Origin of the sequence: Streptomyces sp. x-80 (assembly GCF_046549095.1) — a bacterium.
Taxonomy (GTDB): domain Bacteria; phylum Actinomycetota; class Actinomycetes; order Streptomycetales; family Streptomycetaceae; genus Streptomyces; species Streptomyces celluloflavus.
In genome coordinates this window covers 174057-194199 of record NZ_JAJPWM010000005.1, presented here as the reverse complement: position 1 = coordinate 194199, position 20143 = coordinate 174057, and the positions used below count along the sequence as shown (strand labels likewise).

Sequence of the window (20143 nt, the reverse complement as noted above, 5' to 3'; positions counted from 1 at the left end):
CGGGAGAGGGACTCCTGCTGGGACTCCTACTCCCTCCCCAGCACCACCGTCCCCGACGAGCAGAACCAGCCGCCCGTGCCGGAGGCGACGGCGAGTTGCGGGAGGCGGCCGTCGCGGCGGTGGACCTGGCGGTCCCGGCCGGCCTCCCCGCGGAGCTGGCGTACCGCCTCGACCAGCAGGAACAGCCCGCGCATACCGGGGTGGCAGGCGGCCAGCCCGCCCCCGTCGGTGTTGACCGGCAGGGCGCCGTCCCGCAGCAGGCGGCCCCCCTCGACGAACGCGCCGCCCTCGCCCTTCGCACAGAACCCCAGGTCCTCCAGCGTCACCAGGGTCATATAGGTGAAGGCGTCGTAGATCTCGGCGAGGTCGATCTCCGACGGGCGGACGCCGGCGCGGGCGAAGGCCAGCCGGCCGGAGACCGCTGCCGGTGAGACGGTGAAGTCGTCCCACTCCGACATGGTGGTGTGGGAGACGGCGGTGCCGGAACCGAGCACCCAGACCGGGGGTTTGGCGAGGTCGGGGACGTAGTCCTCGGCGACGAGCAGGACCGCGCAGCCGCCGTCGGAGCGGATGCAGCAGTGCAGTTTGGTGAACGGATCGGCGATCATCGGGCCGTCGAGGACCTCGTCGACGGTGATCGGGTCGCGGTACATGGCGTCCGGGTTGGCCGCCGCGTTGGCGCGCGCCTGGACGGCCACCTCGGCCAACTGCTCCAGTGTGGTGCCGTACTGGTGCATATGGCGGCGGGCGGCCATGGCGTATTTGGCGATCAGGGTGTGCCCGTAGGGGGCCTCGAACTGGAGCGGGCCCCGGGTGCCGAAGGAGAGGTTGGCGGTGCGGCGCCCGGCCTTGAGGTCGGCGCGGGCGGTGGAACCGTAGACGAGGAGTACGGCGTTGGCGTGGCCGGCGGCGATCGCGTCGACGGCGTGCGCGGCCAGCACTTCCCAGGTGGCGCCGCCGACCGAGGTCGAATCGACCCAGGTGGGGCGCAGGCCCAGGTATTCGGCGACCTCGACGGGCGCGAGGGTGCCGAGGCCGGCCGACGCGAAGCCGTCGATCACCGAGCGGTCCAGACCCGAGTCGGCGAGCGCCCGGCGGGCGGCCTGGGCGTGCAGGGTGTAGGGGGTGGCGCCGTCCACGCGTCCGCCGTCGGACAGGGCGACTCCGGCGACGGCGACCTTGCGGTTCCCGGAGGGGATGCGGCTCCCTGAAGTCATGAATCTGACGGTACATCAGATATGAGGGGTCGGGCCGGGTCTCGCGGGATCCCGCTGCGTACTCGCGCATGTCCGCACGTGCCTGTCTGCCAGGTGTCCGCATGTACCTGCGCGCGCCTGCGAGTGCCTGCGCGTGCCTGCGCGTGCCTGCGCGTGCCTAGGAAAGTCGGCCGTCCGTGCCTAATATGACGGGCCGTCAGAATCGTATGTGCTGATGCGCGATGTGGGATGTGTGATGTCGGCGCGCCCGTCGGACCGGACGGGCGTGGTGGTACGGCCGGGAGGAGCCCGCCGATGGACGCCGCGTTCACCGAGGAGCAGGACGAGATCCGCCGCACGCTGCGCGAACTGCTGCACAAACACTGTGGCGGGGACGAGGTCAAGGCGGCGGCGCGGACCCCGGCGGGCTACGACGAGGCGCTCTGGCGCAGGCTGGCCCGGCAGCTCGGGCTGCCGGGGCTCGCGCTGCCCGCCGCGTACGGCGGGGTCGGCTGCGGGCCCACCGAACTCGCCCTGGTCTGCGAGGAGACCGGCCGCGCGGTGCTGCCGTCGCCGCTGATCGCCACCGCCGCGCTCGCCGCGCCGCTGGTCCTGGCGCTGGGCAGCGAGCGGCAGCGCACCGCACTGCTGCCCGGTATCGCCGCCGGGGAACTGACCGCGACGCTGGCCGTACCGGGCGGTCGGCTGGCCACCGCACTGGCGCTGACCGGGCCGAACGACGGTGACTGGGCGGGCGGCGGCCGGGCCGGGGGAATCCAGGCGCGGGCGCACGAGGGGGGCTGGCGGCTGTACGGGGAGGCCGGACAGGTGCTCGACGGGCACACCGCGGAGGTGCTGCTGGTGGCGGCGCACACCGGTGGCTTCGCCCGGGGCCGCACGCTGCTCTTCCTCGTACGGGCCGGGCGGGGGAAGAGCAGCGTGCGGCCCCGGGCGGCCGGGCGGGGCGAGGTGGTGCCCGGACTGGTGCGGACCCGGCAGACCGCGCTGGACGAGACCCGGCCGCAGGCGCGGATCGAACTGCGGGACGTACCAGCCGAGTTGCTGGGCGAGGGGGCGGGGGACGGGGCGGCGGTGGCGACCGCGCTCGCGGCGACCGGGGCGGCGGCGGCCGCGGCGCTGGCGGCCGAGGCGGTCGGTACGGCCGATACGGCGCTGACCCGTACCGTCGCGTACGTCCGGGAGCGCGAGCAGTTCGGCCGGGCGATCGGGTCCTTCCAGGCCGTGCAGCACCGGCTCGCCGACCTGTACGTACGGGTGCAGGCGGCGCGCTCGGCGGCGTACTACGCGGCCTGGTCGGCGGGGGCCGCACCGCCGCGGGCGGCGGAACGGGGCGGGGCCCCGGAGCGGCGGGCGGCTGAGCCGGGGGTGGGCGCCCTGGCGCTCGCGCAGGCGCTGGAGGCGCTGCGCGCGGTGGCGGCCGAGGCCGTGCAGCTGCACGGCGGCATCGGCTTCACCTGGGAGCACGACGCGCACCTCTACTTCAAACGGGCGACCTGCGACGAACTGCTGCTGGGGCCCGTGCACCGGCTGCGGGCGCGGGCCGCGGAGGAGGCCGGGCTGTTCACGGCCGGGACGCGAGCGGCGGCCGGTGCATGAGGTCAGCAGAGGGGTGGCCGGCGCGGATGGTGCAGCGGGTCTCCTCGACCCGGGCGTTCGCACGGCTCGCGCCGTATGTCATCCCCGCGCTGGACCGTACGGTGCACCGGCTGACCCGGGGCAAGGTGCTGCTCAGCGCGCGGCTGCTGCCCGGTGCGATCCTGACCGCGACCGGCGCCAGGAGCGGCCTGCCGCGGCGTACGCCGTTGGCGTGTCTGCCGGACGGGGACGGCGGCTGGCTGCTGATCGGCAGCAACTTCGGGCGGCCGGGGCATCCGGCCTGGACCGGCAATCTCCTCAAGCATCCGGAGGCGGAGATGAGTTGGCGGGGCCGCGACATTCCCGTCCGGGCCCGGCTGCTCACCGGTGCGGAACGGGCGCGGGCCTGGCGGGCGGCGACCACGCGCTGGCCCCCGTACGCCGCGTATCAGGCGCGGGTGGCGCGGGAGATCCGGCTGTTCCGGCTGGAGCGGCGCTGACCGGCCGACGGTGCCGGGCCGTCACTCCGGTGCCACGTTCGCCCTCGGCGGTGCCGTGCTCGCCGGTGGCGGGTTCCGGTGGGCCGCGGCGTCGGCCGAGGGTGCGCAGCGGGTGCCGTGCGCACCCCGGCGGGGCCGGGGGGCACCCGCCGTGTGTGCAGTTGTGAAGCCATGCCAGGACGGATGCGGGGTGCGTGCGGGGCGGTATGCGGGGCGGACGGCGAAACTGCCCCGCGTGGCGATTCCGCCGGTGATTCCGGCAGCGTTTCCGTTGGCGATTACGTGAGCGATTTCCTGAGGAATTATGGTGGCTCGGCCGGCCCCGTCGGCTTCGCCGATTCCGGCCGCTCGGCCGGCTCCGCCGATTCCGGGGGTGTCACCTGTGACGGCCGCGCCGACGCTGCCGCCGATTATTTCGTCGGCTTCTTGCCGGTGACACCGAAATGCACCAGCAGCGCCAGATTGGGCTTGAGTTCGGTCTGTTTGACGCCCCAGCTCTGGAAACCCTTCTGGTGCCCGGCGACCGCCGCCAGCATCGCGACGATCGATCCGGCCATGGCCGCCGCGCTGACGTCCTTGTCGACCTTGTTCTTGCTCTGGAGCTCCTTGATGGAGTCCGTAAGGGAGTTGGTGACGGCATTGAGGATCTTCATGCGGATCTTGTAGAACCGCTTGTCGCCCTCGGCCGCTCCCAGGTCGACGACGCGCAGAATGGCGTCGTTGCTGCGCCAGAAGGAGAGGAAGCCGTCGACCAGCTCCTCCGCCGCCTGCCAGCCGGACTTTCCCACCCAGGAACGCCCCGCGACAAGGCCGGTCAGCTCGGCGCCCTCTTTGGCCATCTCCTCGGCGATTTCGAGGACGGCGCCTTCTACGTCGGGGAAGTACTGATAGAACGTAGCGGGTGAAGTGCCCGCTTTTCGGGCCACGTCGATGACCTTGACGTCCCGGTACGGGGATGAACTGAGCATTTCGCTGAGGCAGTCGAGCAGCTTCTGCCGCGTCGCCTGTCCACGGCGGCCGGCAACTCTGCCGTCGACGGTTCGAACTTGTCCTGTCATGCCGTCAGCTTACCGAGGGGTGATCGGAGCGCGATTTGACTGCCTGCAAATGGGGAGCGGGGAGTTCGGGATACGGAACCCGGCTTACCGCCCTGGTGGCGGTCCGGGCGGCGCCCTCGCGTACGGTACCGGCTCTCGGTGGAACCCTTTGGTCCGAACCGGTGAATGGTCTTATCAACAGGCTGTGGACAGCCGTGGTGGATAAGTGTGCGGTGTGTGCGTGCGGCGTGTGCGCGGTGTGCCGGCAAGTCCGCGCGGAAGGCGATGTGTTGGGTGTCGATGTACGACACGCCGTTTCGGTGATCTCATTCTGAGATATAGATCACGCGTTCGGATTCCCGTCGGGCGGGGTCCGCGAACCGGCGCTAGCTTGGGCATATGGCTGCATACGCGGAGGGTGCCCCTTGCTGGGCGGATGTCATGCTGCCCGATCTCGGCAAGGGCAAGAGCTTCTACGGCGAACTCTTCGGCTGGACCTTCTCCGAAGGCGCCCCCGAGTTCGGCGGATACACCCAGGCATTCCGTAACGGCAAAAGGGCCGCCGGGCTGATGCCCCGGAAAAACGCGTCGATGCCGACCGCCTGGGGGCTGTACTTCGCGACCGATGACATCCGGCGGACCGACGCCGCGATCTGCGAGGCGGGCGGACGGATCTTCGCCGAGCCGATGCGGGTCGGCGATCTCGGCTCGATGCTGATCGCCGTGGACCCGGCCGGTGCGGTCTTCGGCGCCTGGCAGGCCGGTACGCACCAGGGCTTCGAGACGGCGAAGGAGCCCGGCGGATATCTCTGGATGGCGCTCCACACCCGCCACCCCGACGCGTCCGACGCCTTCTACGGGAAGGTCTTCGGCTTCGAGGGCGTCCGCGACAGTCCGATGGCGCACCCCGGTTTCCTCCCCTGGCGGCTGGCCGGGCGGCCGGGTGAGATCGGCTGCCGCATCACCATGGGCGAGGAGTTCCCGGCACATGTGCCGGCGCATTTCACCGTCTCCTTCCTCGTCGCTGAGATGGCGGCCGCGGTACGCACCGCGACCGGCCTGGGTGGCAGCGTCGTCGTCGAGCCCACGGAGACGCCGGGCGGCCCGTACACGGTCCTCCGGGACGACCAGGGCGCCACTTTTGGGGTCATGGCCCCGAAATGACCCCCGGCGGCGCGTAATTGCGTCGGTGACAGCACCGGCACCGCGGGCGGGCACGGCGGTGCGCCGGCGGGACCGGCCGGACCGGCGGAGCGGGCGGCATACGGGTGGCATACGGGTGGCACAGGGGTGGCATACGGGCCGGAACCGGCCGGTATCCCCTCGCGTCCGCTCCCGTCGGATGTATCGGAGCACGTCGGACGGGGACCGGGCGCCCGGAGTGACGGGCGGGTCGCGGGCGGCGCGGGAGTGATCCGTGACACGGCGGGCGGCCCCCGGGTTCGCAACCGTTGGCCCGGCCAGGAAGAATCAGCACCCGTACGGCCGTTTCGGCCGAGCGGTGAGACGCTGCACGGGGCAGGGGCTCTCGGTGGCTTGTGGCTTTGAGAGTCGTTTTCGCCCCACGGGGAGGTGGCAGGCAAATGGTGGAGCAGCTGACGCAGCTGACGCAGCACGATCCCCGGCGGATCGGCCCGTTCGAGGTGCTCGGCCGTCTCGGGGCCGGCGGCATGGGGCTGGTCTATCTGGCGCGTTCGGCGTCCGGCCGGCGCGTGGCGATCAAGACGGTGCGTACGGAGCTGGCCGAGGACCAGCTGTTCCGGGTCCGCTTCACCCGCGAGGTCGAGGCGGCCCGCGCGGTCAGCGGCTTCTACACCGCCGCGGTGGTGGACGCCGACCCGCGCGCGGCGGTGCCGTGGCTCGCGACGGCCTACGTCCCCGCCCCCTCGCTGGAGGAGATCGTCAACGACTGCGGGCCGCTGCCGGCCCAGGCGGTGCGGTGGCTGGCGGCCGGTATCGCCGAGGCGCTCCAGTCCATCCACGGCGCGGGGCTGGTGCACCGGGACCTCAAACCGTCGAACGTCCTGGTCGTCGAGGACGGCCCCCGGGTGATCGACTTCGGGATCGCCTCCGGGGTCTCCAACACCCGGCTGACGATGACCAATGTGGCCGTGGGCACCCCGGCCTACATGTCGCCCGAACAGGCCCGCGACTCGCGCAGCGTGACGGGCGCGAGCGATGTCTTCTCCCTCGGCTCGACGCTCGTCTTCGCCGCCACCGGCCACGCCCCCTTCCACGGCGCCAACCCCGTCGAAACCGTCTTCATGCTGCTCCGGGAGGGCCCCGACCTGGCCGGGCTGCCGGACGAACTGCGTCCGCTGCTGGAGTCCTGTATGCAGAGGGAGGCGGCCCACCGGCCGTCGCCCGCCGATCTCCAGTCCCAGCTCGCGCCGCATCTCTTCGGCTCCGGCAGCGACGACAGCGGTACGGCCTCGGCCTGGCTGCCGGCCGGTGCGGTCGCCCTGATAGAGGGGCGGCGCGGCGGCCGTACCTCCCTCCCCAAGGACGACCGGCGCGGCTCGGGAGGCGGCCAGGCACCGCCGGTGCCGCCGCCGCCCGCGCACGCCCCGGCGGGCGCCGCCGACCGGTCCGGCTGGCCCGGTCACGTCGGCGCGGGCCCCGGTGCGCACCGGGGCAGCGACCCCCGTGGCCCGGCGATGGCGCCGGCCGCGTCGTTCGGCCCGGACATGTCGCCGGCGCGCGCCACCCCGGTCTCCGCCGCCCCGCCCGTCGGCGCGCCGTCCCCGGCCGCCGCGCCACCGCTCGCCCCGCCCCCCGTACCGCCGCCGTCCGTCGCGCCCGCAGCTCCGGCGGAGGGGCCCGGCGGCCCGGTCCGGCTCGGCGGCTCGCCCGCGCCGATAGGGCCGGGGCCGCGCGCCGCGGACGGCCGCGACCCGCAGCCGCGCGGGCAGGCCGGGGCCGCGACGAACTGGGTACGGCCGCCCGGCGGCGGACCGGCGGCCGGGATGCCGCAGCCCGGGGTGCCGCAACAAGGCGCCGCCAACGGCGTCCCGGCGGGCGGGGGCCCCGGCGCCGCGCCGCAGCACGGCGCACCGGCCGAGCCGCCCGCCGCCGAGCCGGGCCGCTGGCGCCCCTGGCGGTTCCGGATGTCGAACGAGGTGTGGGGCACCCCCGCCGTCGCGGGCGACCGGCTCTACGTCACCTCCTTCGAGGTACACGTCCTCGATGTGGCCAGCGGGCGGCGGCAGTTCAAGACCCGTGACGTGGCCTGGACGATGGCCGTCGCCGACGGCCGCATCCACGCGTCGGACGGCCCGAGCCTGTACGCCCTGGACGCCGCGGACGGCGCCGACCGCTGGCGGCTGAACACCGAGGGCTGGGTCTACGCGCTCCAGGTGGACCGCGGCACGGTCGTCACCGGTATGCGCGGTGGCGGCGTCCAGGCGTGGGAGGCCGCCAACGGCGAGCTGCTGTGGGAGATCGGCGGCGCCCAGACCGACTTCGAGACGGCCGAGGCCGGGCCCGTGGTGCACGACGGCACGGTGTTCGTCCGGGTCGACGCGCGGCTCAGGGCGCTGGAGGCGCGGACCGGTGTCGAACGCTGGTCGTATCCGGTGGGCGACGCGGCGTCCTGCGGCGGGGTGCCGGTGCGGCTGCTGCCCGCGCCGGACGGTGTGGTCTACGTCGTGGCCGGCACCCGGGTGCTGGCCATCGATATCGCGCGCGGTGAGCTGCGCTGGCATTTCGAGGCGCCCGCGGCGTTCGTGAGCCCGCCGGCCTTCGCGCCGGGCCCGGCCGTCGCCGGCGGCGGGGTCTACCTGGCCGACTATCTGGGCACGGTCTACGCGCTGGACGCGGCGGACGGCCGCGAGCGCTGGCGGATCGCCACCGAGCCGCGGCAGTCGACCGAGCCGGTGCTGGTCGCGCACGGCGCCGTCCACCTGGGCAGCGGCCATGCCCTCTACACGCTGGACGCGGTGACCGGTACGCCCCGCTGGCGGTTCCAGGCGGGTGCCGAGGTGATCGGCGCACCGGTCGTCGCGGAGGGCCGGTTGCACTTCGGCTCGGCCGACCACTGTCTCTACACGCTCGACGCGATGGGCGGGCAGCTGCGCTGGAAGCTGGCGACCGGGGGTGAGATCACCGGCTCGCCGGTGGCGGTCGGTGGCGTGGTCTACGCGTGCAGCAAGGACCGCTGTGTGTACGCGCTGGACGCGGCGAAGGGGACGGGGATGACGCGGCGGGCGTAGGGCGTGTCGCCGGCGGGCGGCGAACGTTCCTCGCGTGGCTCCTCGCCGTGGCCGCTACTCCCTGTCGTGGTTGTCCCGCGGCTCCGGGGAGCCGGCCCCGGGCGCCTGCTGTCCGTGCTGCTGCCCGTGCCGGCCCATGCCCCACTGCACCGGGGGCGTGGGGGGCGGCGGCCGCCAGGGTCCGGAGGGCGCCTCCGGCGCGGCATGGGAGCCCCCTACGGGACCGCCCGAGCCGGACGCCGGCGGATAGGGCCCGCGCTCGCCGTGGCCTCCGGGGTGTCCGGCCTGTCCGGCGCCGTACTGCCCGCCTCCGTACTGCCCGCCGCCGTCTCCGTACTGTCCACTCCCGTACTGACCATTGCCGTACTGCCCGCTGCCGTACTGTCCACCGCCGTACTGTTCGCTGCGGAGCTGCCCGTCGTCGTAGCGTCCGTCGCCGTACGGGCCCTCGCCGTAGCGTCCGTCGTCGTACCGTCCGTCGCCGTGCCGCTCGTCGGCGGGCCGTCCGTCGGGTTGCTCGCGGGACCGGCGGCCCCCGCCGCGCATGATCAGCGCGCCGAGCAGCAGGACCGCGCCGCCGCCGAGGGCGTTGGCCGCGCCGATGCCCAGGCCGCCCGTACCGGCGGTGAGCTCGCCCGCGGCCTGCCCCTGGCGGACCATCCACAAGATCGTGAAGCCGAGCACCACCAGGGCGGCGAAGCCGACGAGCAGCCGCGAGCGCAGCGCCACGCCGAGCAGGGTCAGCAGGGCGGCGAAGGCCATGGGAAGAAAGAGGGAGCCGAGGAGCGGGGCGGAGTGACCCGTGAGGCCGTTGAAGAGGTCCTCGATCCGGACATCGCGCCCGTGACGGCCGTCGTACCAGGGACGGAAGGGGCTCCAGACGGCGGCCGCCGCTCCGATGAGGGCGATGACGGATCCGAGTACGTTGCGCACCACTGGCGTGCCTCGCTTCGAGTCGGCCGGACGTCCTCCGCGAACGACGCTACGCCTGACCGCCCGCGCTCGCTAGACGGCGGTGTCACCCCAGGTCAGGCGGATCTGGCGGGCGGTTCGGGTACGCGGGAGGCCGGTCCGGCGGCACCACCGGGACGACCACCGGCAGCACCACCCGTCACTCAGCGCACCCGGAAGTCCGGCGTCGCCGTGCCGGTCCGCCACCGGGCACGGAACAGCTCGGCCTGGCGGTCCGGCGGCAGATTGCCGAGCGCGATCAGCTGCGGGGCGTGTGCCAGCGCCTGCGCGCGGACCGCCTCCTTGGCGGCCCACAGGGCGCGTACGGTGCCCTGGACCGCCTCGGTCGGCTGCGCGGCGAGGACGGCCGCGCAGCGCAGCGCCGCCGCGGCCACGGCGCCGGGCTCGGCCAGCTCGGAGACCAGCCCGATCTCGTACGCGCGCGCGGCGCCCAGCCGTTCCGCCGTCCCCATCAGGGACATCCTGGCGACCTCCCCGAACGGCATCCGCTGTGCCATATGGATGGCCTCGTAGGCGCTGACCATCCCGTAGGTGGTGTGCGGGTCGAAGAAGGTGGCGGTGGTGGCCGCGACGATGAACTCGGCCTCGCCCAGGAGGTAGAAGGCCCCGCCGCAGGCCATCCCGTCGACCGCGGCGACGACCGGCTTCCACAGGTCGTTCGACTTCGGGCCGATGCGGAGCAGCGGGTCGTCCAGGGAGAAGGGCGAGGCCGGCTGGGGGACATCGACGGAGCGGTCGATGCCGGTGCTGAAGGCGCGGCCGCCGGCGCCGGTGATCACCGCGGCCCGTACCGCGTCGTCGGAGCGGAACGCCCGCCAGGTGGCGGCGAGTTCGTCGGCGCTGGCCAGGTCGATGGCGTTGTGCCGGCCGGGCCGGTCGAGGGTGACCAGCGCGACCCCGTCCGCGATCTCCGTACGGACCGTCATGGCCGCTCCAGGAGCCAGCGGGGCACGGTGATACCGCCCGGCAGGGTGTGGAACGCGACCTTCACCGGGGCGCCGATGCGCAGCCGCGCGGGATCGACGGAGTTCAGGGCGGCGTCCGCGGCGGTGACGAGGTTGCCGACGAGCCGGATGCGCGGGGCGTCGGCCAGTTCCACGACGATCACGTTGTACGGCGCCTGGGCGGCGTAGGCGGGCAGCAGCGGGGGGTGCGGCCGGACGTAGGACCAGATGCGGCCGCGGCCGCTCATCCGCCGCCAGTGGCTGTCGAACGACTGGCAGTGCGGGCAGCACGGGCGGGGCGGGAAGCGGGGGGCGTCGCAGGCGGTGCAGGTCTGGACGCGGAGTTCGCCGCGCGCGGTGTACTCCCAGAACGGCGCGCCGTCCTCGTCGGGAACGGGGCTCAGCAGGTCCTCGTCGGGGACGGGAAGCGGCAGGTCACCGTCGGTCCCGGGCCGATTGTCAGTGGTGGCTGTCACGATCGTGGTCACGGTCGCACGAGGGGGGTCGGGTGCCATGGATTCACGAGCGGATACGTCAGCGGTCGGGTGGGAGTCAGCGGTCTTCCGGGCGGCAACGGCCTTCCGGGTGGTGCTGTCGGCGGTCTTCCGGGTGGTGCCGTGGGTGCTCCGCCGGGCGGGTTCACCAGTGCTCATCGCGTCTCAACTCCTCAGCAGCAGGGCCGAGGTGGGGACGCCCTCGCCCGCGGTGACCAGGCAGGTGGCGGCGTCCGGGACCTGCGCGGTGCTGGTGCCGCGCAGCTGTTTGACGCCTTCGGTGATGAGGTTGAAACCGTGGACGTACGCCTCGGAGAGGCCGCCGCCACCGGTGTTGAGAGGCAGCCGGCCGCCGATCTCCAGGGCGCCGCCCTCGGTGAAGGCCGCGCCCTCGCCGCGCCCGCAGAAGCCGTAGCCCTCCAGGGAGAGGGGAATCAGGGGGGTGAACGCGTCATAGATCTGCGCCACGTCGACGTCCTGCGGTCCCAGGTCGGCGCCCTTCCACAGGTGCCGGGCGGCGGTCCAGGCGGGCCCGGTGAGCGGGTCGTCGTTCCAGTAGTTGACCATGCCGTGGTGCTGGGCGGGCAGGCCCTGGGCCGCGGAGTGGATGTAGACGGGCCGCTGACGGCAGTCGCGGGCGCGCTCCGCGGAGACGACGACGCAGGCCAGGGCGCCGTCGGTCTCCAGGCAGTTGTCGAAGAGGCAGAGGGGCTCACTGATCCAGCGAGCGGTCATGTACATCTCGCGGGTCAGCGGGCGGTCGTACATGATCGCGTCCGGGTTCTGGTTGGCCCGGTTGCGGCAGGCGAGCGCGACGTTGAAGAGATGGTCGCGGGTGGCGCCGTACTCGTGCATATAGCGGCGGGCCAGCATGCCGATCTCATCGGCGGGGCGCAGCAGTCCGAAGGGCCTGGTCCACTGTCCCGGGGTCGGCAGCTGGGCTTGGGTGTTCTTCCAGGGGCGTGGTCCCGAGCCGCGTTTGCGCGACCGCCAGGCGACGCCGACGCTCGCCTGCCCGGTGGCGATGGCGGCGGCCAGATGCGCCACCGTCGCGCAGGAACCGCCGCCGCCGTAGCCGACCTTGGAGAAGTGGGTGACCTCGCCGGCGCCGATGGCCTTGGCGATCTCGACCTCGTCGGTCTCCTCCATGGTGTAGGAGGCGAAGGCGTCCACTTCCGAGGGGGCGATACCGGCGTCGTCCAGCGCCGCGAGGACCGCCCGGCAGGCCAGCGCCTTCTCGGATTCCGGAAGGTGTTTGGCGAAGGGGGTCTGTCCGATGCCGACTATCGCCGCAGCGTCCTTGAGGGTCGCCCCCATCGCCACCTCCGTGCTCGGTCGCCAGTGCTGACAGCGCAGGAGGCTACCGTTAATCTGACGGACAGTCAGCTCTTTCGCGGGAGGTAGTGCGATGCGCGAGGAACCGGAAGCGCGGGCGGACCTGGAGTACGGCTCCATCCCCCTGCTGGTGCGCGCGGCCGCGGAGCGGTACGGCCCGCGGGAGGCGGTGGCCGACGGCCGCGTCCGCCTCTCGTACGCGGGGCTCGGCGAGCGGGTGGAGCGGGCGGCGGCCGCCTGTATCGCCTCCGGCGTGACACCCGGCGACCGCGTCGCCGTGTGGGCGCCCAACACCGTCGACTGGATCGTCTGCGCCCTCGGCGCCGTGACGGCCGGTGCCGTCCTCGTCCCCGTCAACACCCGTTTCAAGGGCGCCGAGGCCGCCTACGTCCTGCGCCGCACCCGCGCCAGAGTCCTCTTCGTCACCGGCACCTTCCTCGGCACCTCCTACGTCGCCTCGCTGCGCCGCGCCGCCCAGCAGGGCGCGGGCGGCGGCCCGTTGCCCGGCCTGCCGCAGCTGGAGCGGGTCGTCGTGCTCGCCGACGACGCCCCCGCCGACTTCACCACCTGGCGGGACTTCCTCGCCGCCGGAGAAGCGGTGCCCGCCGAGACGGTCCGCGCCCGCGCTGACGCGCTGCGCCCCGACGCGCCCTCGGACATCATCTTCACCTCCGGTACCACCGGCCACCCCAAAGGCGCCGTGATCACCCACGCCCAGACGCTGCGTGCCTACGGCGTGTGGAGCGAGCTGGCCGGCCTCCGCGAGGGCGACCGCTATCTCATCGTCAACCCGTTCTTCCACACCTTCGGCTACAAAGCCGGGATCCTCGCCTGTCTGCTGCGCGGTGCGACGATGGTCCCGCAGCCGGTCTTCAGTGTGGCGACGGCGCTCGCCAACCTCGCCGCCGAGCGGATCTCCGTCCTCCCCGGGCCGCCCGCCCTCCTCCAGCAGATCCTCGACCACCCCGCCCGCGACCGGCACGACCTCTCGGCGCTGCGCCTGGTGGTCACCGGCGCCTCCGTCGTCCCCCTGGAACTGGTCGAGCGGCTCCGCGGCGAGCTGAAGATCCCCACCGTCCTCACGGCGTACGGCCTGTCGGAGAGCTCAGGCGTCGTCACGATGTGCCGCCGCGGCGATCCCCCCGAGGTGATCGCCGCGACCTCGGGCCGGGCCCTCCCCGGCACCGAGATCCGGGTCGCCGACGCCGGGGGCCGCGCCCTGCCGGCCGGCACCCCCGGTGAGGTGCTGGTCCGCGGCTACCACGTGATGTCCGGCTACTTCGAGGACCCGGCCGGCACGGCCCGCGCCCGTACCGCCGACGGCTGGCTGCGCACCGGCGACGTCGGCGTCCTCGACCCGGCCGGCAACCTCCGGATCACCGACCGCATCAAGGACATGTTCATCGTCGGCGGCTTCAACGCCTACCCGGCCGAAATAGAGCAACTCCTCGGCCGCCACCCGGACATCGCCGAGGTCGCCGTCGTCGGCATACCCGACCCCCGCCTCGGCGAGGTCGGCAAGGCGTACGCCGTCCGGCGCGCCCGCTCATCCCTGACCGCCGAGGACCTGATCGCCTGGTCCCGCCGCGAAATGGCCAACTACAAGGTCCCGCGGGAGGTCGAGTTCGTCACCGCCCTGCCGCGCAACGCGAGCGGGAAGGTCCTCAAGTCCCGGTTGCGGGAGGGGAAGCGGGGGCCGGACGCGGCCTGATCACGACGATCTGCGTCCTCAAGTCCGATTCCCAAGTCCGTCCTTGAACCGGCCTCCCCGGGTCTCGCTCCTACATCCCGCCCTCACGTCTCGTTCACGGAGATGGGGCGGGTGAGGGATGGGGGCGGGTGATGCGCCCACCCTTCAGTCCCGTCCCCGCCGCGAGCGCCCGCATCCGCGCCGCGAAACCGTCGTCGGCCGCCCCGAACCACACCGCGAGATCCGCCGCCCCGGCCGCCTCCCACCGCACCACCTCGGCCCGTACGTCCGCGGCCGAGCGCCCCGGCCCGTCCCAGTCCGTACGGGCCCCGGCGGAGACCCGCGGTCCGCGCGCGGCCCCGCCCCCTGCCACGCCCCGAAGCCCGCCCCCGGCCGGCTCCGCCTCCCGCACCAGCTCCTCGATCCGCTTCCGGCGCACCGCGAACTCCGCCGGCGTCAGGAACACCGCCTGCCAGTACCCGCCGAACTCCACCGCGCGCCGCAGCGCCGCGTCCGAGTTCCCGCCGATCAGGAACGGCACCGGCGTCCGCGGCACCGGCTCGAAGACGGCGCGCTCGTCGAACGACACGAACGCGTCCTCGTACGGCCCGCCGCCCCGCGTGTGCAGCTGCCGCACCACCCGCAGTGTGCTGTCCGTACGCGCGCCCCGGGCGGCGAAGTCGGCACCGGCCGCCGCGAACTCGTAGCGCTCCCAGCCGACCCCGGCGCCGAGCACGAACCGGCCACCGCTCAGCCGGGCCAGCGTCGCGGTCTGCCGGGCGAGGATCAGCGGATCGCGCAGCGGGGCGACGAGTACGGACGTGCCGAGCGTGACCCGCTCGGTCACCGCCGCGAGGTAGGAGAGCGTGGTCAGCGCCTCGTACACCCCGCCGTACCCGGTCGAGACCCCGTACGGCCCCGGTGGCAGCAGATGATCCGGCAGCCAGACCCCGGCGTACCCCAGCGCCTCGGCCTCCCGCGCCAGCCCGGCCACCGTGCCGACGTCCATCGCCGCCGACTCGTCCGGCAGCACGACATGCAGCCGCATCCGGGCGCCGGCGGCGGACGCGGCCCCCGCCCCGTCCCGCTCCGAACTCCCGCTTCCGTTCCCGATATCCACGACGATCTCCTCCCACTGGCGGCCGCCCGACTGCCGCCGCCCGGCTTACGGATGGACGGTCGCCACCGCCCGTCCCGTCTCCTGTCTCGGGCCGCCCCGCCCCCTCCGAGCCCCCGGCGACGCTTTCCTTGTACACCTTCACGTCGGTGTGAAGGTCAAGCGTCCGACGGGGGCGGACGCGAGGTCGGAGAGGCGGGGGAGGCGGGGGAGAGCAGGGAGGCCGAATTCGTCACCGGGCTGCCACGTCGCGAGAGCGGCAAGGACCTGAAATCTCGGTTACCGGGCGGGCGGTGGTGGAGAACTACGGTCTGCGCGGTCGTGATTCCGCCTGCCCGCCACGGGGGACGGCGGGCAGACGGGTGTGCGGCACGGAGCCAGCGGCACCAAGTCAGCGGCACGGAGTCAGCCGTAGGAGGCCGACCACTTGCCACGCTTGAAGTGGCATACACCGTCGGGCGTGATGTGCACGCGGCTCCCGTAGATCGGCAGCCCCCCTTCGGCGTTGAGCCGGTGGCGGATGCGTTCCAGCTCGCCCCACAGGCGGCGGGGGCCGCCCTGGTGGACCGTGGGCGGGTCGAGCCACCTCGCCGAGGCGCGCGCCCATGAGCCGTCGGCGTGCACCAGCCACGCCGTGCGCTGCCCGCCACGTTCCTCGTAACAGGTCTCGACGCCGGGCGCGGCGAGTTCGAGCATGGCGCGCACCTCCCATGCCTCCGCGACATTGAGCACCGGATAGCGGCCTTCGGTCACCTCGTCGCCCTCGCGGTCGCGTACGGCCGCCAACAACTCGCCGGCCCCTGGCGGGTAGTCGGCGCCGGTCCGGGTGGCCATGAACCCGGCCCGGTCCCACTCGACCACTCCCCGCGCGCAGCCGTCGTCCTCGACGGACTTGTCGGCCGTGACGATCAGGTGCATACGGGCGAGCGTGGTCACGAGCCGGCCGCCGGGGCGTAGCGCGGCCACGGCGCCGGCGAGGTTGCCCAGCGCCACCATGGACACGATGCGGTCGAAGTCCCCGGGGAGCGGTCCCGTCGCGTCACAGGTGACCACCCGTGGGGACATACCGAGTGCGGCGAGCCGCGTGATAGCGGCCTCGGTCAGATACGGGTCCACATCCATCGCCGTAACGTGCTTGTCGCCGAGGCGCCGCGCCGCGAGGGCGGTACTGGCCCCGGTGCCGGTGCCGATCAGGCCGAGGTCCGCGCCGTCGTACAACTGCCCGTGGCGCAGCATCCGCACCACCAGACCGGGCATGGTGCTCGACGACGTGGGCACGCCGGCCGGCCGGGCGGCGGGGCTCGCGCCGTCGGCGTGCAGGGAGCCGACCCGGGTCACCAGGGACGTGTCCGTGTAGGCCGCGCGCAGCCAAGCCCGCTCGTCCGCCGGCCCCTCGCGCAGTGCCCACGTGCCGTCGCCCGCCGGCTCCCACCACCGGGGCACGAAGAGGTGCCGGGGGGTGGCGGCGACCGCGCGACGCCACCGCGAGGCGGGCGGGGCCACCTCGGCCGCGAGCCGTTCGGCGGTTGGCTTCCAGTCCATGCGCGGCCTCACTCGCTGTACTTGGGGTCGCAGGCTTCCTGTTCCGCAGGCGCGCAGTCGCCGCTGTCGGACGCGGGCTTGCAGTCAGGGTCACACACACTCCCGTCGGCGCGGGCCGGAATCGCGCGCAGTGCTTCGGCCCACGCCGCGCCGCCGAGAACCGCGGCCAAGCCACGATCACGGACGTTGCCCGTGGTCAGCCAGCGCGACATGACGCACGGCGTCACCTCGCCCGTAGGCAGCACGGCCGCCTGTCCGTGCCCGCAGCGCCCGCACAGCTCCGCCGCGTCCGCCCCGGCCCCGGGCAGGGCGGCACGGCCGAGGCGCCGCGTCCGGTCCGTGCGGATCTCCGTCACGCCGAGCGCTTCCAGTTCCCGGCGCGCCTGGTTCACGCGCTGCCCCGGGAGTACGGACACGATGCCGACGCGCAGCGGGATACCGCGCCGTACGGCCTCGGTGATATTCGCCCGGGTGCGCTCGTAACTGCCCGGACGGGTCGTGATCGCGTCGTGTTCCTCGGCGCGGTCGCTGTAGTAACTGGTGGCCAGCTTCACCCCCTCGCGGGCGAGCACATCCCACCAACCGGTCCTGATGTGAAACACGTTGCTGTAGACCTCGACCTGAAGGCCGGAGCCCAGGGCATGGCCGACCAACTCGGCCCAGGCCGGGTGCGTCGTCGGCTCGCCGCCGATGAGCTGCACCTCACGCACGCCCAGCGCCGCCGCGTCGCTGATCACGCGCCGCCAGTCGTCGGCCGTCATGGCACCATGCGTGCCGCCCGGTCCCGAGTCGGCGAAGCACTGCGTGCACCGGAGCTGACAGGCCCCGGTGATCTCCAGTTCTACGACCCTCGGCGCGGTCGGCGTGGCCGCCGCCGGACTCTCTGCCACCGTGCTCATTGCCGCTCCTCCGCGGTGTCGATGTGCTGCTCGATACGGATAGGGATACGGATACGGCTCCCTGGCGACGCCTGGCGGATCAGCCGCGGTGCTCCTGCCGCAGGTGCCGACGGAGCAACACGTTGGCGTCCGCCTCCTTGCTGCGGTCGAACTCGGCGCGTGCGGAGTCGCGTTGCCCGGCGAGGTCCTTGCAGGTTGCGCAGGCGGGGACGGGTGCGCGCGGGTGGGGCACGTCGGAGCTCGGTACGGTCACGGCTTCCGCCAGGCGCGGTTGTTCGCCGCCTGGACTCCGGCGCTCAGCCGTTCCGACGCCGTGGCCAGGCGGATCTGTGCCGGGTCGGCCTCCCACTCCAAGCCACCGCCGACAGGGCGCAGCAGGGCATACGGCCCCGCTGCGGTTTGGTACTCCCCGACTTTGCGCGTTGCCGGGTCGTACACGACCGCCCCGCGCTCCGGGGGCCGTTCCTCGGTCTGCTGCGTCATGGTCACTCCGTACATCTCGGGTGTGCGCACCCCCATCGGACGGGTAGTTACGCTCCGCATTCCAGTCATCACCAACATGACCGATCAGGTCTGCCGGGCGCACGCCGGAGCTGTCACCGAATGTCCTGGAAGGACAGCGAATTGATGCGAAAGGAAGTGCAAGGGAGTGGAGCTGAACGGTGAAAATGCCAAGCTCACGCCACGGGTCAGGCTCGGCAGGCGTCTGCGACGGCTCCGTGAGCGCAAGGGGCTGTCACTCCGCCAGCTCTCCGAACGAGTGAGTGGCTACTCGCACAGCTACTTGGGCCGGGTGGAGCTCGGGGAACAGCTCCCGTCGGAAGCACTGGTCAACTCGCTGGACGAATTCTTTGATACGGACGGAGTGCTGGCAGAACTACTGGACCTGGCGCATGACGCACTGATTCCGGATTACATCCGGAAGGTCTTCGCCATGGAGCCCGAGGCGGAACGCCTCCAGGTCTACACCAGCAGTGTCATCCCCGGTCTCCTCCAGATTCCGGAATACACACTGGAACTGTTCCGTAGATCGCTTCCAGGTGAGACGGAGGAGCGGCGCGGTGAGCGTGTCGTCATCCGCATGAAGCGACAACGAATCCTCGAACGAGCGGAACCGCCCTATTACTGGGCAATTATCGACGAGGCGGCTCTTAGGCGTCTCATCGGGAAACCGGCGTGCATGGCCGAACAGCTGAGGCATCTGCTGGAATTTTCCGCACGTCCGCACGTGACAGTGCAGGTGCTTCCCTTCGGCAAAGGGGCACACCCCATGCTCGGCGGAAGCCTCACCTTGCACGCGCGGCCTGACGGCACGAGCATTGCCGTGGTCGAGAGCTTCGGCTCCGGCGAACTGATCGAGTCCCCACGAAGGGTCCTTGACCTGACCCAACGGTTTGACACGGCCCGTTCTCTGGCCCTCACGGATGATGAGTCACTCGACCTGATCCGCAATTACTTGAAGGAGTATGAAGTTGACGACGATTCGTGACGCATCGGCTCTCCTCGCGTGGCGCAAGTCCAGTTACAGCGACAACGGGGAAGGCGGCTGCATTGAGGTGTCGGACGGACACCCCGCCGGCGTTCCGGTCCGTGATTCCAAAGCCCCGCACGGCCCTGCGGTCGTCTTCGAGGCGGACGCCTGGTCGTCGTTCGTCACCGCCGTCAAGGCGGGGGAGTTCACCGTCTGAGCCCGCAACGGACCCCCGAGTGACCGGCCCTCGCTGAGCAGCGAGGGCCGGTCACTCGGGGGTCCGGGGTGCCTCGGGCGTCACCGGAGCGACGGCGTTGACAGCGGGAGCCGGCCACCGCTGCACCCGGTGACCTGCGCCTGCGGTGGCTCCCGTGCCGCGGCGTCGGTGACGGGCGAGCGTCCGACCGGGGCGGACGGGACCGCTGCCGACTACCCCGGTTGCGGGGGCGTCCAGGACGGATGGCGGCCGCTGAGGGCCACCACGCGGTCGAGGAGTGGTGCGTCGTCCGGTACGGGGACGGCCGGGCCGAACAGGGGGCCGCGCCCCGGATCGTCGGCCGACGGCGCGAGCAGCGCGTACGACACGCCGAGGCTCGCCGCGTCGGGCGCGTACGGCTGCCCCGTGGCGCGGGCGAGGTCCCAGCCGTGCAGCACGAGTTCGTTGAGCGCGACCCGGCCCGCGATGGCGCCGGGCAGATCGACACCGCCCGCCCGGGTCTCGCCCTGCCAGGCGGCGGGGGAGTGCCAGGCTGCCGCCAGTTCGGCGAGGTTGTGGTCCAGTACGCCGCGCCAGTCGGCGGGCACGTCCGGCAGTGCCGCGTCGGGGTCGGAGTCCGTCGTCGGTCCGAGGTTCTTCCGCGCCGCGTCCCGGAAGGCGGTGGCGAGAAGGATGAGATGCCCCAGCAGGTGGCGCACGCGATACCCCTCGCACGGCGTGGGCGCGTCCAGCTCCCCGTCGCGGGTGTGCGCCGCGAGCCGTGCCACCAGCCGGGTCTGTGCCGTGAAGTCGATGGTCTCGGTCATGGTCCGTGCTTCCTTCCGTCCCGCCGGGGCCGTCCCTGCCGGCCTGTCCCCAGTGAAGCCCCCCACGGCGCCCGGAACTCACCGCCACACCGCCACCACTCCACACCGCCACCACT

Annotated in this window: 19 protein-coding genes; 7 read left to right on the top strand and 12 right to left on the bottom strand. The window is 73.0% G+C overall.

The window, feature by feature from the left end:
* Positions 1-26 precede the first annotated feature (26 nt).
* Positions 27-1217 (bottom strand): thiolase C-terminal domain-containing protein, encoded by a 1191-nt coding sequence (locus ACLJWH_RS11510; RefSeq protein WP_411141545.1) that lies wholly within the window; start codon positions 1215-1217, stop codon positions 27-29.
* A 294-nt stretch (positions 1218-1511) separates the two neighbouring features.
* On the opposite strand from ACLJWH_RS11510, the gene ACLJWH_RS11505 reads away from it, so the two are divergent.
* Positions 1512-2813 carry an acyl-CoA dehydrogenase family protein gene (locus ACLJWH_RS11505; RefSeq protein ID WP_411141544.1) on the top strand — a complete coding sequence of 434 codons (1302 nt, stop codon included), beginning with the start codon at positions 1512-1514 and terminating at the stop codon, positions 2811-2813.
* A gap of 26 nt (positions 2814-2839) precedes the next feature.
* Positions 2840-3292 carry a nitroreductase family deazaflavin-dependent oxidoreductase gene (locus ACLJWH_RS11500; protein WP_411141543.1) on the top strand — a complete coding sequence of 151 codons (453 nt, stop codon included), beginning with the start codon at positions 2840-2842 and terminating at the stop codon, positions 3290-3292.
* A gap of 410 nt (positions 3293-3702) precedes the next feature.
* On the opposite strand, the gene ACLJWH_RS11495 is transcribed toward ACLJWH_RS11500, so the two are convergent.
* Positions 3703-4350 carry a TetR family transcriptional regulator gene (locus ACLJWH_RS11495; protein WP_381681249.1) on the bottom strand — a complete coding sequence of 216 codons (648 nt, stop codon included), beginning with the start codon at positions 4348-4350 and terminating at the stop codon, positions 3703-3705.
* Between the two features lie 378 nt (positions 4351-4728).
* Here ACLJWH_RS11495 and ACLJWH_RS11490 point away from each other — a divergent pair, with 378 nt between their 5' ends.
* Both ACLJWH_RS11490 and ACLJWH_RS11485 read left to right on the top strand, forming a co-directional pair.
* Positions 4729-5493 (top strand): VOC family protein, encoded by a 765-nt coding sequence (locus tag ACLJWH_RS11490; RefSeq protein ID WP_411141542.1) that lies wholly within the window; start codon positions 4729-4731, stop codon positions 5491-5493.
* Positions 5494-5912: 419 nt separating this feature from the next.
* Positions 5913-8540, top strand: coding sequence for a PQQ-binding-like beta-propeller repeat protein (locus ACLJWH_RS11485; protein ID WP_411141541.1), 2628 nt, complete (start codon positions 5913-5915; stop codon positions 8538-8540).
* 54 nt (positions 8541-8594) lie between these two features.
* Here ACLJWH_RS11485 and ACLJWH_RS11480 read toward each other — a convergent pair whose 3' ends face one another.
* The 4 genes from ACLJWH_RS11480 to ACLJWH_RS11465 all read right to left on the bottom strand — a co-directional run bounded on the left by ACLJWH_RS11480 (position 8595) and on the right by ACLJWH_RS11465 (position 12267).
* Positions 8595-9473, bottom strand: a complete 879-nt coding sequence (locus ACLJWH_RS11480; RefSeq protein WP_411141540.1) for a hypothetical protein — start codon at positions 9471-9473, stop codon at positions 8595-8597.
* Between the two features lie 182 nt (positions 9474-9655).
* Positions 9656-10438 carry an enoyl-CoA hydratase/isomerase family protein gene (locus ACLJWH_RS11475; protein WP_411141539.1) on the bottom strand — a complete coding sequence of 261 codons (783 nt, stop codon included), beginning with the start codon at positions 10436-10438 and terminating at the stop codon, positions 9656-9658.
* Positions 10435-10971, bottom strand: coding sequence for a Zn-ribbon domain-containing OB-fold protein (locus tag ACLJWH_RS11470; RefSeq protein ID WP_411141803.1), 537 nt, complete (start codon positions 10969-10971; stop codon positions 10435-10437). The genes ACLJWH_RS11475 and ACLJWH_RS11470 overlap by 4 nt, the downstream gene beginning before the upstream one ends.
* 144 nt (positions 10972-11115) lie before the next feature.
* A complete protein-coding gene (locus ACLJWH_RS11465) occupies positions 11116-12267 on the bottom strand; it encodes a lipid-transfer protein (RefSeq protein WP_411141538.1) in 1152 nt (383 codons plus the stop codon).
* Between the two features lie 91 nt (positions 12268-12358).
* Here ACLJWH_RS11465 and ACLJWH_RS11460 point away from each other — a divergent pair, with 91 nt between their 5' ends.
* Entirely contained in the window at positions 12359-13996 is a 1638-nt protein-coding gene (locus ACLJWH_RS11460; protein WP_411141537.1) for a FadD3 family acyl-CoA ligase, read from the top strand.
* A 94-nt stretch (positions 13997-14090) separates the two neighbouring features.
* Here ACLJWH_RS11460 and ACLJWH_RS11455 read toward each other — a convergent pair whose 3' ends face one another.
* The 5 genes from ACLJWH_RS11455 to ACLJWH_RS11435 form a co-directional block, all read right to left on the bottom strand.
* Positions 14091-15095 carry a TIGR03619 family F420-dependent LLM class oxidoreductase gene (locus ACLJWH_RS11455; RefSeq protein WP_411141536.1) on the bottom strand — a complete coding sequence of 335 codons (1005 nt, stop codon included), beginning with the start codon at positions 15093-15095 and terminating at the stop codon, positions 14091-14093.
* Positions 15096-15497: 402 nt separating this feature from the next.
* On the bottom strand, positions 15498-16634 hold the full coding sequence (locus tag ACLJWH_RS11450; RefSeq protein WP_411141535.1) for a methyltransferase domain-containing protein: 1137 nt from the start codon (positions 16632-16634) through the stop codon (positions 15498-15500).
* 8 nt (positions 16635-16642) lie between these two features.
* Complete coding sequence (locus ACLJWH_RS11445; protein ID WP_411141534.1) at positions 16643-17533, bottom strand: radical SAM protein; 891 nt, start codon at positions 17531-17533, stop codon at positions 16643-16645.
* Positions 17534-17612: 79 nt separating this feature from the next.
* Positions 17613-17786 (bottom strand): hypothetical protein, encoded by a 174-nt coding sequence (locus ACLJWH_RS11440; RefSeq protein ID WP_411141533.1) that lies wholly within the window; start codon positions 17784-17786, stop codon positions 17613-17615.
* Positions 17783-18016 carry a hypothetical protein gene (locus ACLJWH_RS11435; protein WP_411141532.1) on the bottom strand — a complete coding sequence of 78 codons (234 nt, stop codon included), beginning with the start codon at positions 18014-18016 and terminating at the stop codon, positions 17783-17785. Before ACLJWH_RS11435 ends, ACLJWH_RS11440 begins: the two co-directional genes overlap by 4 nt.
* A gap of 166 nt (positions 18017-18182) precedes the next feature.
* Here ACLJWH_RS11435 and ACLJWH_RS11430 point away from each other — a divergent pair, with 166 nt between their 5' ends.
* Together ACLJWH_RS11430 and ACLJWH_RS11425 are read left to right on the top strand one after the other, a co-directional pair.
* Positions 18183-19022 (top strand): DUF5753 domain-containing protein, encoded by an 840-nt coding sequence (locus tag ACLJWH_RS11430; protein ID WP_411141531.1) that lies wholly within the window; start codon positions 18183-18185, stop codon positions 19020-19022.
* Positions 19000-19221, top strand: coding sequence for a DUF397 domain-containing protein (locus tag ACLJWH_RS11425; RefSeq protein ID WP_411141530.1), 222 nt, complete (start codon positions 19000-19002; stop codon positions 19219-19221). The genes ACLJWH_RS11430 and ACLJWH_RS11425 overlap by 23 nt, the downstream gene beginning before the upstream one ends.
* Positions 19222-19433: 212 nt before the next feature.
* Here ACLJWH_RS11425 and ACLJWH_RS11420 read toward each other — a convergent pair whose 3' ends face one another.
* Positions 19434-20027: a TIGR03086 family metal-binding protein gene (locus ACLJWH_RS11420; RefSeq protein ID WP_411141529.1), complete on the bottom strand. Its 594-nt coding sequence runs from the start codon at positions 20025-20027 to the stop codon at positions 19434-19436.
* Between the last annotated feature and the right edge of the window lie 116 nt (positions 20028-20143).